The sequence below is a fragment of the Gammaproteobacteria bacterium genome, from assembly GCA_040183005.1.
Taxonomy (GTDB): Bacteria; Pseudomonadota; Gammaproteobacteria.
Genome location: JAMPIW010000007.1, coordinates 190,661 through 203,574, shown reverse-complemented (window position 1 = coordinate 203,574; position 12,914 = coordinate 190,661). Strand labels below are relative to the sequence as shown.

The window sequence follows — 12,914 nt, the reverse complement described above, 5'->3', positions numbered from 1 at the left end:
ACCGGAAAAGGGGGGCGACAGGAACCCCAGCGCCTGAAAAGGGGTGGGTGGCACATCATAACTGATGCTAATTTCCATCAATTTCGGCTAATTTACATTATTTGCAGCGATCTACAGTTATTCAGAAATAGTAGTAATGGACGAGACCAAACCCTCTATTTCCGGAACTTAGGGTTCTCTCAATATCGGACATGGCCGCATCAAGCAATATCGACCATGCTGTCGGACGGTCTTGATCAAGCACGTGCGCCAGGCGTTCGCGGTGATTGCCAAGGATGATATGATTGATTACAGACGGCATTTGGCCTAAAACATGAAGATTTTCGCGAGGAATTTTCTGCCTATCTGACGACATTGATATGCAAAGCATTGACAGCATGCCGCAAGCTGCCACGACATACCCTGATATACCATTCTGAGGCATACGAAAACCCGCCGTGACCCGAGAACACCTTTTTTTACTCGAATTCCGTAAGCTCTTTGATCTGCGCGAGGACATGGATGAGCCGGGCGACATCGAGGCCAGCATCCGTCAGGGTGTCAAAACTCGTGGAACCAACCTGTGGATTCTTATGTTCGCCATCCTGATAGCATCCATAGGACTTAACGTTAACTCCACAGCTGTCATCATTGGCGCCATGCTCATCTCCCCCCTGATGGGTCCCATCATGGGGATAGGATATGGAGCCGGTGTGCATGATTTCCAACTGATTCGACAGTCGGTTCGCAGCTTGGGGATATTCATTTTCCTCAGCCTGCTGACCTCTACCCTCTATTTTCTGCTTACCCCCCTGACTCAGGCGCAATCAGAATTACTTGCCCGCACCGCGCCCAACCTGTGGGATGTATTAATTGCGCTGTTTGGCGGTATGGCCGGAATTATCGCCGTGACCCGCCGGGAAAAAAGTACCGTCATTCCCGGCGTGGCCATCGCGACGGCCCTGATGCCGCCGCTATGCACCGCCGGCTATGGCATTGCCACAGGCCAGCCCATGTTCTTTCTGGGGGCATTTTATCTGTTCACCATCAATGCCGTCTATATTGCACTGTCGGCGCTGATTTTTACAAAGTTGCTGCGATTGCCGCAGCACAGTTTTCCTTCGTCTGCCAGCCAGAAACAGGCGCGGCTGATTATCACCGCAGCCATCATGATCACTATCATTCCCAGCGTTTATCTGGCCTACCAGCTAGTGCAGCATGAAGTATTCAAAACCGAGGCAAACCATTATCTGGAAGCAATAAGACACACAGAAAGAAATCTGTTCGTTATAGAAAAAAACATCAATCCAGTCAGCCAGGAAATCACCCTGACACTCGCCGGAACAGCGTTGGACAAGGGTACGCTGGAGCGTCTCAATGCCAAGCTTGGGCAATATTCTCTGGGCTCCGCGAAATTGAAAGTACATACCTTTCAACAGAAAAACGATGTAGTGGATTTAAGCCTGATAAAAACTGAAATGCAGCAAGATCTTTACCGCAACAGCCTGCTTTTGCTGGAAAGCAAGAATGCAAAAATTCAGCAACTGGAAGACATCATCCGCAAAGAAAAGGATCAACAGAACAAACAAACAGAACGACTGAGCGAGTACGATCAGGTACGTGAAGAGTTGCGCGCTCAATACCCGGAATTTATAAATGCGCTTATCACTCACGGAAAAAAGATGCCGGTGGGAAATGAAGCTTCCGCCACAGCAGAAGCAGTGCCTGATGACACTTTAATTGTTTATCTGGAAGCACGAGAGACCATCTCTCACACAACTCAAAATCGTATTCGCGATTGGCTTAAAGCCCGCTTCAAACTGGAGTATGTTTATGTCGTCAGCAAGCGAGTTTAAGCCGGTGGAAAATATCAGGGAGGAAAATGAAGAAAACACTCGTATTTAGTGACCTGGACGGAACCTTGCTCGATCCAACGGGGTATTCCTTCAATGACGCGCTACCTGCCTTAAGCCTGATCCAGACTCTCGACGTTCCGCTGGTTCTCTGTTCCAGCAAAACGCGCGCTGAAATCGAAGCTTGTCGCCAGCGAATGCACAATTTCCACCCTTTCATTACTGAAAACGGTGGCGGAATCTTCATTCCCCAGGGCTACTTCTCCGCGCCGATTGACCAAGTGGACAGCTATCAGCGCATAACGCTCGGCACGCCCTATGCTGAGATCAGGCGCCACTTCGTTGCTCTCCGTGAACAGCTTGGGGCAAGCGTACGCGGCTTTGCTGACATGACGACAGAAGAGGTCGCCGAGTTGACCGGCCTCTCTTGCGATGACGCGATTCTGGCCATGCAGCGTGATTTCGACGAACCTTTCGTATTCGATGGCGCACCTGACGCGCGTTTTCTGCAAGCCATAAAAGATGCCGGCCTGCACTGGACCCAGGGGCGGATTTTTCACATTATGGGCGAACACGATAAGGGCCTTGCAGTAAAAACCCTAAAAGCTCTCTACGAGCGCGAATATGGTGCTGTCGCAAGTATCGGGCTAGGTGACAGCCTTAACGACCTGCCATTGCTCCAGGCCGTGGACCGTCCGGTGCTGATCCGGCACGAGGACGGAAGTTTTGATTCCCGCATAGCCATAGCCGGGCTAATGAAGACGCAACACCCCGGCCCCCAGGGCTGGAACGAAGCGGTGATTCAACTGCTATCAGCCGGGAACGTCAGAGAACAAGCACTACCATCTATTCTAGCCAGTATTTTTAGCGCCGCCCTTGCCGCAGTCGACCCATATGATGCAGTACTCAGCGCCGCAAAACTTGAAAATGACTGCCTGAGTGTTGCGGATACCACGTATAAGCTGGAAGATTTTAGCCGCATTGTCGTGGTCGGCGCAGGAAAGGCCACGGCGCGCATGGCATTGGCCATGGAAGAATTACTCCGGGACCGAATTTCCGCCGGGCTGATTATCGTAAAAGAAGCTCATACAGAAAAACTTGGTATGATTGAACAGATAGAGGCTTCCCACCCTGTACCAAACGAGTCCGGGGTAATGGGTGCACAGAAAATATTGGAAATGGTGCGGGTCTCTGACGAGAGGACGTTGATTATCTGTCTGCTTTCGGGCGGAGCATCAGCTCTATTGGTCGCGCCTGTCGCTGGTGTGACTCTGCAAGACAAGCAAGGTGTGACATCCTTGCTGCTGAAAGCGGGCGCGACCATCGGCGAACTGAATGCCGTACGCAAGCATCTTTCCGCCGTTAAGGGCGGCAGACTGGCGCAGGCAGCATACCCGGCGAGGATGGTGACGATGATCCTTTCCGACGTTATCGGTGACCGGCTCGATGTCATAGCGTCTGGGCCAACCGCACCAGATAAAACAAACTTTGCCGATGCCTGGGATGTAATCGAAAAATACGGGCTGAAGGAGCTGATACCCTTACGCGTCGCGAATTATCTGCAACGAGGTATCGCTGGACTAGAGCCCGAAACAGTCAAAGACAGGGAGCCCTGCTTGCTCGGAACCCTAAACGTGGTTATTGGCGGAATCAGCAGGGCTCTGGTGGCAGCGGCTGAGGCATGCCAACATCTCGGATTTGCCGCAAAGCTCATAACCACAGAACTTCAGGGTGAAGCGCGTGATGCCGCAAGCTTCCTGGCGCATACCGCACAAATGACACAATCAGGTTTGAAAGCAGGTGAACGTTGCTGCCTGCTCTTTGGCGGCGAAACTACAGTCACCGTCAGAGGAACGGGAAAAGGGGGCAGAAACCAGGAGCTTGCCTTGGCTTTTGCCCTGGAGATTGACGGGCAGGAAGGGATATCCCTACTTTCCGCTGGCACAGACGGAAACGATGGGCCGACCGATGCCGCTGGCGCGCTTGTCGACGGCAACACGGTTGGGCGGGCACGCCGGCTTGGAATAGAGCCTGCCGCATACCTTGGCAACAACGATTCCTATGGATTTTTTCAGCTACTTGATGTCTTATCAGGAGAACGCAGCCATTTCATGACAGGGCCGACGGGAACGAACGTCATGGACATCCAGATCATTCTATTGGAAAAAACGACATACGCGCCCCGACCGTAAACAATGCAAAAAAACGAGGGGGACTTTCCGGCCCATGAATGTCTTTTCTTTTAGAGGCGACGTAGACGAGCAGATCAAGAAGATTGGAGCTGCCGACATAATTGTTGGCATCCCAAGCTTCAATAATGCCCGAACTATCGGTCATGTCGTTCGTGCGGCACAGGCGGGGTTGGCAAAATACTTCCCCTCTCACCGTGCAGTGATCGTGAATTCCGATGGCGGCTCAAACGACGGCGCCAGTGATGCGGTACTGAATATTTCTGCAGTAGATTTTAACACCATTCTTCTTCACCACCGTGTGGAACCCATATCCAAGATAGTGTTCCCCTATTCAGGAATCCCCGGCAAGGGGAGCGCCCTTCGAAGCATATTCGAAATTGCCCAGGCGCTGGATGCGAAGGCCTGCGTAGTCGTTGATTCGGATCTTAGAAGCATCACTCCAGAGTGGATCGAGCTTCTCGTGAAGCCGGTATTACACGGTGGCTTTGACTATGTTGCCCCGCTCTACCACCGGCACAAGTTCGACGGGACGATCACCAACAGCATCGTCTACCCTCTGACCCGGACGCTCTATGGTAAGCGCGTGCGGCAGCCCATAGGCGGGGATTTCGGCTTTTCCGGAAAACTCGCACAGTTCTATCTAAGCAAGGACGTCTGGCAATCGGATGTTGCGCGCTTCGGCATCGACATCTGGATGACCACAACAGCGATCGCGAATGGATTCAAAATCGCCCAATCTTTTCTTGGCGCAAAAATCCATGACGCCAAGGATCCTGGCGCAGATCTGAGCAGTATGCTCTACCAGGTAGTGAGCGCCACCTTCGACCTGACGGAGGGCTATGCTGACGTATGGAATCCCATCCGAGGGTCAGAGGCCGTAACAACCTTCGGCTTCGAATATACAGTCGGACTAGAACACGTCAACGTCAATGCCGCAAGGATGTTGAACCTGTTTCGGGAAGGCCTTAAAAACCTGCGTGAGATTTGGCTCAACATCCTTGGTGCCGGTGACTTCATGGAAGTAGAACGATTGGGCGCCTTGGCCGATAACGAGTTTTGCTTCCCCATAGGATTGTGGACACGGGTCATATACGATTACACCATCGCTTTCCACAAAAAGAAACTGCCCGCAGAGCACCTGATAAAGTCCCTCACACCACTTTACGTAGGGAAAACCGCATCGTTCATCCTGGCAGCGGAACACATGGATGGAACTGAAGTGGAGACCGAGATAGAAAAACTTTGCATCGAATTTGAAAACAACAAGGATTACCTCGTAACTCGCTGGAAACAATACTAAGGAGATAAGCCATGACAGATTTTTTGAGTCTGATACGCGACCCCTTGCAAGATGTTTTTTCAAAGTTCGAGGTTTTTTTGCCCAACCTTCTCGCCATGCTTGTGATCCTGATATCGGGAATTGTTCTGGCCCGGGTCGTCAGGTTCATGGTCGTAAAATCCCTTACAGCCATCAACTTCGACAGGTGGTCTGACCGGACGGGCTTTACCACGCTTATGCGCAAAGGGGGCATCTGGGCCAAACCTTCGGCCACACTCGGCACGATCATTTTCTGGTTGCTGATAATCATCACGCTGATGATTGGCCTGAGCGCCCTCAATACACGGACAATCGACAATCTGGTTGAGCAGTTCTTCGGTTATATGCCTCGCGTTTTTTCTGCTGCCATGATCCTGATTTTCGGCTATGTACTTGCCGGATTCATCAGCCAAGGGATATTGATTGCCGCTGTAAATAGTGGTTATCACTATGCCAAACTCCTTGCTCAGGCCATACGCACCTTGCTGATTGTTTTGATTCTGGCCATGCCCATGGAACAGCTCCAGATTGCACCCAGTATCGTGCACGCCGCCTTTTCGATCATCTTCGGCGGCATTGTGATCGCTCTCGCGATTTCTTTCGGTGTAGGTGGCATTGATGCGGCAAGACGGATGATAGAAAGGGAGTCCACAGAAAAGCGGGCTGAGGAAAAAAAGAATGGTATCGAACCAGAAGTGTCCGGCAATTTCGCAAAGACGGCTATATAACATGATGATGTTGAATAGGAAAGTGTGTGTTTAGGGGTGTCACCGACTTGAACGTGAATTTTTTGGGAAACTGGGGCTTTCCCCCCAGGAGTTTCCGTCATGTATTCAGGCCAGTTGGTGTTCGCACAACTCATGGAGCATTTGCCCCTTCACACATTCCGTCGCTGCGTGCAGCGCTACCCTTCCAAATATCCCACCAAGACTTTTTCGCATCTCGATCAATTTCTCTGCATGGCGTTCGCGCAGCTGACTTACCGCGAAAGCCTGCGCGACATCGAAACCTGTCTGCGCGCCCACCAAGCCAAGCTCTATCACTTGGGCATACGAGGCAACATCGCCAAGAGCACGCTGGCCGATGCCAACGAGCAACGCGACCGTCGCATCTACGCGGATTTCGCGATGAGCTTAATCCAGACCGCCAGAAAGCTTTACGCCAGCGACAGCTTTGCGGTCGAACTGGAACAGACGGTCTACGCACTCGATACCACGACCATCGACCTGTGCTTGAGCGTCTTTCCGTGGGCACGCTTCCGCTCCACCAAAGCTGCCGTCAAGATGCATACGCTGCTCGACCTGCGCGGCAACATTCCAACCTTCATCCACATCAGCGATGGCAAGATGCACGAGGTCAATGTGCTCGATATCCTGATACCCGAAGCCGGCAGCTTTTACATCATGGATCGTGGCTTCACCGACTTCGCTCGCTGGTTCACCCTGCATCAAGCACAGGCGTTCTTTGTCATCCGTGGCAAATCCAATCTGCTCTTTCGTCGCGTCTACTCTCGCACCGTGGACAAGTCCACTGGACTGCGCTGCGACCAGACCATTGCATTGACTGCTCGCAAGGCCAGCAAGGATTACCCGCAGCACCTGCGACGCATCAAGTTCTACGATGCCGAACACGACAGGTTTCTGGTCTTTCTGACCAACAACTTCGACCTGCCTGCGCTGACCATCGCTCAGCTTTATCGTTGCCGCTGGCAGGTCGAGCTATTCTTCAAGTGGATCAAACAGCATCTTCGAATCAAGCGGTTCTATGGCACCACCGAGAATGCAGTCAAGACGCAAATATGGATCGCCATCGCGGTTTACGTCTTGGTCGCCATCGTGAAAAAGCGGCTCAATACCGAGGCTTCGCTTTACACAATCCTACAGATTTTGAGCCTGACTCTTTTCGAGAAAACGCCACTCGATCAATTACTTAAAAATGCGGAGACGCAAATGAGCATGCAGAAAGACAATAACCAATTGAATCTATTCAATTAAATTACCGGACACTTCTGGTATCGAACATATTTAACGAGAGGATCAACTATGTCTGATTTTTACCAGTCAGGCATCATTACAACACTCCATCAGCTTGGAAAACCCTCCTTAGAGAGGCTGGAGTCTGAACTGTATGGATTTTCGAAAACTAGGCCTGTGGCCCTGGTCTTGCCGTCGCTTTATTCGGAGTTTGAAGGGCCGGCCATGCCCGGGATAGTCCAGGAACTTACCAAGGTAAAATATTTGAATGAAATTGTGCTTATCTTGGATAAAGCCTCAGTGAAAGATTTTCAGCGAGTCCGTGAGTTCATGTCGCCGATATCAACGGAAGTCAAGATCATCCACAATGACGGCAATAAGATAAGCGAAATATATAAGACATTCGCCAGGAACGGGTTTGACGTGGGGGAGCGCGGCAAGGGGCGTTCCGCCTGGTTGGCCTATGGATATGTGCTCGCCCGCGGGAGGTCTGATGTCATTGCCCTGCATGATTGCGATATCGTCACATACAGCCGCGAACTACTTGCACGATTGTGCTACCCCGTGGTTAATCCCAACCTGGACTATGTGTTCTGCAAGGGCTATTACAGCCGAGTCTCAAACAAAATTCACGGACGGGTCACCCGGCTATTGGTCACACCCCTGATTCGATCTCTCCAGCAGCTCGTTGGGCCGCATGGGTTTCTCACTTTCCTCGACAGCTTCCGTTACCCCCTGGCAGGGGAGTTCTGCATGACCACGGACTTGGCACGGGTGAACAGAATTCCATGGGACTGGGGGCTAGAGGTTGGCTCCCTTGCCGAGGTGTACCGGAACTATTCGCCACGGCGTGTTTGTCAGGTGGATATCGCCGCCAATTACGAACACAAGCACCAAGCTCTCTCTGCCGATGACGCGGGGAAAGGATTAATGCGGATGACTGTTGATATCTGCAAATCCATCTTCAGAACTTTGGCATCGGAGGGAGTCATACTTTCTGACAGCTTATTCAAGTCCCTGCTCGTATCCTATTTGCGGCAAGCCGAAGACACCATCATGAAATACGAGGCTGATGCTGCAATCAACGGGCTCAAATTTGACAGACACGAGGAGGCAATGGCGGTAGAAGCATTTACCAGAGCCATTGCCATGGCAACCCAGGCGTTTATAGAAAATCCAATGACCACGCCACTCATCCCGAACTGGAACCGAGTGACCTCAGCCATTCCGGATATTTTTGAGATGCTAAAAATGGCCGTGGACGCGGATAACGCTTAACCCGAATGTTTCATAAATTTGCGTGATGATCGCGCCGGATTTTGATTGATAGGGGAATTTTGTGAAGGAGCGCCGTAGTGATTCATACGGTCGACTGAGCAAAATTATCATAGCGATCAAAAGACCAGCGAGGGCACGTGTAATTTATGAAATATTCGGGTTAATACAACCTAGAAAGATGTCGATGTGCTGATGAACACCACATACCACCCCAACGTCTGATCATAAAGTGCAATTGAGCGCCACACTATTTGCGCTGGCCCACAACCTGATGCGCATGGCCGGCCGAGATGGCTCTCAAAACTATCCCACCCACTTGCGCGCATTACGGAACAACCGCAACCAGGCGCCCTCCTCGCCCCACGCCTCGGGATGCCAGGAATTTTGAACAGTACGGAATACACGTTCCGGATGGGGCATCAAGATAGTGAAGCGGCCATCAGGGGTGGTTAGGCCCGTGATGCCCAAAGGGGAGCCGTTGGGATTGGCGGGGTAGGTTTCGGCAGGTCGGCCATAATTATCGACATAGCGCAGCGCTACCAGACCCAGATCGAGGGCCTGCTGAGGACTGGCGCCGTCGCGGAATTCGGTGCGGCCCTCGCCGTGGGCAACGGTGATGGGCAGACGCGAACCGGCCATGCCCTGGAAGAACAGCGAAGGCGACTCGGGCACCTCCACCAGCGCGAAGCGCGCCTCGAACTGTTCCGAAGTGTTACGCTCAAAACGCGGCCACAGTGCGGCGCCGGTGATGAGATCGTGAAGGTGGGACATCATCTGGCAGCCGTTGCACACCCCCAATCCGAAGCTGTCCATCCTTCCAAAAAAGGCGGCGAATTCGTCGCGGGCGCGCGCATTATAAAGGATGGACTTCGCCCAACCCGCGCCCGCGCCCAGCACGTCGCCGTAGGAAAATCCGCCGCACGCCGCGATGCCCTGAAAATCGCGCAGACTGACATCGCCGCTGATGATGTCGCTCATGTGTACATCGAAGGCAGCGAAACCGGCATGATCGAAAGCGGCAGCCATCTCTACCTGGCCGTTGACGCCCTGCTCACGCAGGATCGCCACACGCGGTCTGGCGCCACGCTTTATATAAGGGGCGGCAATATTCTCCTCGGGGTCAAAGGTAAGCACCGCATTCAGGCCGGGGTCGTTTTCATCCAGAAGGCGGTCGTATTCCTGCTGCGCGCAGCGGGGATTGTCACGTAGCGTCTGCATGCGCCAGGTGGTCTCGGACCAGGCGCGCTGGAAATCGACACGACGCCCGACCAGCACCTCGCGGCGGTCATGGGTGAAGACGATGCGGTCATCGTCGCGCAACTCGCCGATGACGTGGCTGTGTTTGCCCAGACCTGCGCCGTGCAGCCAGTCGAGCACGGTATCCGTATCGCTGTGCCGGACTTGCAGCACAGCGCCCAGCTCTTCGCAGAACAGGGCGGCTGCAATGTCATCCCCCAAGTCGTCCAAGGCTATGGTGACGCCTGTATGCCCGGCAAACGCCATCTCGCACACGGTGGCAAACAGGCCACCGTCGGAGCGATCGTGGTAAGCCAGGATCAGCCCTTCCTCGTTGAACGCTTGCACTGCCGCGAAAAATGCCTTGAATGCCTGCGGATCGTCAAGATCCGGGGCATGGTGACCCACTTGCTTGTAGACCTGCGTCAGCGCCGAGCCACCGAGGCGGTTGCGCCCCTTGCCGAGGTCGATAAGGATCAGGTCGGTATCGCCCTGATCCGTGCGCAGTTGCGGGGTAAGCGTCTTGCGGCAGTCCGATACACGCGCAAAGGCGCTAATGATGAGGGACAGCGGCGCAGTCATGCGCTGCTCCTGCCCCTGTTCGTCTCGCCACACGGTCTTCATGGACAAAGAATCCTTGCCCACCGGAATGGCGATACCCAACGCCGGGCACAGCTCCATGCCCACCGCCTTGACGGTATCGTACAGCCCGGCATCCTCACCGGGGTGGCCGGAGGCGGCCATCCAGTTGGCCGACAACTTGATCTCACTGATATCATCAATGCGTGCGGCGGCGATATTGGTGAGCGCCTCGCCGATGGCCAAGCGCCCCGATGCGGCGTGGTCTATCAGCGCGACAGGGGAACGCTCTCCCATCGCCATTGCTTCACCGGTGTAGCCAACAAAGCCGCTGGTGGTGACGGCTACATCGGCCACCGGCACCTGCCATGGGCCGACCATCTGATCGCGCGTCACCAGTCCAGTGACACTGCGGTCGCCAATGGTGATAAGAAAGGTTTTGTCCGCCACGGCGGGCAGGCGCAGGATGCGTAGCGCGGCCTCGTGCAGATCAATGCCGTGCGTGTCGAACTCCGGCTTACTGAAGGGATGATGCCGGACATCGCGGAACATTTTGGGCGGCTTACCGAGCAGCAGCGCCATGGGCATATCGACCGGCGTGTTATCGAAGTGGGCGTCCCCCACGATCAGTTGCGGATCTTCGTTGGTGGCCTCACCAATTACGGCATAGGGGCAGCGTTCGCGCTCACAGATCGCCTGGAACAAATCGAGATGCTCGGGCTGTATCGCCAGCACATAACGCTCCTGCGCCTCGTTGCACCAGATCTGCATCGGCGACATGCCGGGGTCGTCATTGGGGATGGCGCGCAGCTCGACACGTGCGCCACGGCCACTCTCGTTCACCAGTTCCGGCAGGGCGTTGGACAGCCCGCCCGCGCCGACATCGTGGATCGAAACGATGGGGTTTGCATCGCCCATCTGCCAGCAACAGTCAATAACTTCCTGGCAGCGCCGCTCCATTTCAGGATTGCCACGCTGCACAGAGGCAAAATCCAGCGCTTCCGTGCTCTCTCCACTGGCTACTGAGGAAGCTGCGCTACCACCCAGACCGATCAGCATCGCCGGCCCGCCCAGCACAACGAGTTGCGCACCCACCGGGATCACATTTTTCTCGACATGGCCGGGGCGGATCGAGCCAACGCCACCGGCGATCATGATCGGCTTGTGATATCCGCGCAATTCCTTCCCCTGCGGGCCGGGCACACGCTCTTCATAGGTGCGGAAATAACCGCACAGCACGGGGCGGCCGAATTCATTGTTGAATGCCGCCGCCCCGAGCGGACCTTCGATCATGATATCCAGCGCCGAAGCGATGCGCGCAGGTTTGCCGTGATCAGCTTCCCAAGGCTGCACCGCACCCGGCAAGCGCAGATTCGAAACCGAGAAGCCGCTCAAGCCAGCCTTGGGCTTGGAGCCGCGCCCGGTCGCACCCTCGTCACGGATCTCCCCGCCCGAGCCGGTGGCCGCGCCGGGGAAAGGAGAAATCGCAGTGGGGTGGTTGTGCGTTTCAACCTTCATGAGGATGTGGGCATCTTCATGCAGGGATGTGTATTCGCGTGTCACATGATCGGGGAAGAAACGGGTGGTGGCGTGGCCCTCAATGACCGAGGAGTTGTCCTTGTAGACTGACAGCAAACCTTCAGGGCTTTGCTTGGCGGTGTTGCGGATCATGGCGAACAGGCTATGCGCCTGCGGGTGACCGTCGATGGCCCAGTCCGCGTTGAAAATCTTGTGGCGGCAGTGCTCGGAGTTGGCCTGCGCAAACATCATCAGATCGACATCGCTAGGGTTGCGCCGCAGCGCCGTAAAGCTCTCCAGCAGGTAATCAATCTCGTCAGCGCTCAGTGCCAAGCCCATCGTGCGATCCGCCGCAACCAATGCCTCCCTGCCGCCTCCCAGCACGTCCACCATAACCAGCGGCGCAGGCTGGGCCTGCAAAAACAGGCCCTCGGCATCGTCCATACTGGTCAGCACGGTCTCGGTCATACGGTCATAAATCAAGGCCGCCAGCCCCGCACGCTCATCGAAGGTCAAAGCCGCGCCATTGGCCTTGGCAAAATAATAGGCAACGCCGCGCTCCACACGCCCCACCGATTGCAGTCCGCAATTATGGACAATATCAGTGGCCTTGCTCGACCAGGGTGAGAGTGTACCCATCCGAGGCACAACCAGCATCAGCTCCCCCTGCGGCAGTGTCGCCTCGCGTTGCGCGTCATAATCGAGGATCTTCGCCAGCAGATCGAGTTCAACAGGTGTCAGCGTCCTTTCCAGATCGGCGAAATGGACATATTCGGTCTGAATATTGGCAATTTCGGGTACGCACTCACGTGCAGCGGCCATCAATTTTTCGAGGCGGAACGGGGAAAGGGCAACGGTGCCGCGCAGTCGGAGCATGGGTGTCTCTCAGGTGAGTTTGAATAATGGCACATTTTAACACTGCACACCCCGGCAGGATATCCGCCACCGTACTATTGGTATATCGTAGGATCTCCGTAAAGGTATCTGT

General features: G+C 54.5%; 7 protein-coding genes. 6 read left to right on the top strand and 1 reads right to left on the bottom strand.

Annotated elements, in window-relative coordinates:
* The first annotated feature begins 497 nt into the window (after positions 1-497).
* The 6 genes from M3A44_06870 to M3A44_06845 all read left to right on the top strand — a co-directional run bounded on the left by M3A44_06870 (position 498) and on the right by M3A44_06845 (position 8,593).
* A complete protein-coding gene (locus M3A44_06870; protein ID MEQ6341373.1) occupies positions 498-1,835 on the top strand; it encodes a DUF389 domain-containing protein in 1,338 nt (445 codons plus the stop codon).
* Between the two features lie 26 nt (positions 1,836-1,861).
* The gene (locus tag M3A44_06865) at positions 1,862-4,024 is read left to right on the top strand and encodes an HAD-IIB family hydrolase (protein MEQ6341372.1); all 2,163 of its coding nucleotides are present in this window, start codon (positions 1,862-1,864) and stop codon (positions 4,022-4,024) included.
* A 34-nt stretch (positions 4,025-4,058) separates the two neighbouring features.
* The gene (locus M3A44_06860; GenBank protein ID MEQ6341371.1) at positions 4,059-5,324 is read left to right on the top strand and encodes a glycosyl transferase family 2; all 1,266 of its coding nucleotides are present in this window, start codon (positions 4,059-4,061) and stop codon (positions 5,322-5,324) included.
* Between the two features lie 44 nt (positions 5,325-5,368).
* The gene (locus M3A44_06855) at positions 5,369-6,070 is read left to right on the top strand and encodes a hypothetical protein (protein ID MEQ6341370.1); all 702 of its coding nucleotides are present in this window, start codon (positions 5,369-5,371) and stop codon (positions 6,068-6,070) included.
* 99 nt (positions 6,071-6,169) lie between these two features.
* The gene (locus tag M3A44_06850) at positions 6,170-7,336 is read left to right on the top strand and encodes an IS4 family transposase (protein MEQ6341369.1); all 1,167 of its coding nucleotides are present in this window, start codon (positions 6,170-6,172) and stop codon (positions 7,334-7,336) included.
* Between the two features lie 48 nt (positions 7,337-7,384).
* Positions 7,385-8,593 carry a glycosyl transferase gene (locus M3A44_06845; GenBank protein MEQ6341368.1) on the top strand — a complete coding sequence of 403 codons (1,209 nt, stop codon included), beginning with the start codon at positions 7,385-7,387 and terminating at the stop codon, positions 8,591-8,593.
* Positions 8,594-8,896: 303 nt separating this feature from the next.
* On the opposite strand, the gene purL is transcribed toward M3A44_06845, so the two are convergent.
* Entirely contained in the window at positions 8,897-12,802 is a 3,906-nt protein-coding gene (gene purL, locus M3A44_06840; protein ID MEQ6341367.1) for a phosphoribosylformylglycinamidine synthase, read from the bottom strand.
* Positions 12,803-12,914: the final 112 nt, after the last annotated feature.

Bases quoted from the DNA above. Each gene is read 5' to 3' on its own strand.
- M3A44_06845 (MEQ6341368.1), top strand. From the start codon at position 7,385: ATGTCTGATTTTTACCAGTCAGGCATCATTACAACACTCCATCAGCTT.
- M3A44_06850 (MEQ6341369.1), top strand. From the start codon at position 6,170: ATGTATTCAGGCCAGTTGGTGTTCGCACAACTCATGGAGCATTTGCCC.
- purL (MEQ6341367.1), bottom strand. From the start codon at position 12,802: ATGCTCCGACTGCGCGGCACCGTTGCCCTTTCCCCGTTCCGCCTCGAA.
- M3A44_06870 (MEQ6341373.1), top strand. From the start codon at position 498: ATGGATGAGCCGGGCGACATCGAGGCCAGCATCCGTCAGGGTGTCAAA.
- M3A44_06860 (MEQ6341371.1), top strand. From the start codon at position 4,059: ATGAATGTCTTTTCTTTTAGAGGCGACGTAGACGAGCAGATCAAGAAG.
- M3A44_06865 (MEQ6341372.1), top strand. From the start codon at position 1,862: ATGAAGAAAACACTCGTATTTAGTGACCTGGACGGAACCTTGCTCGAT.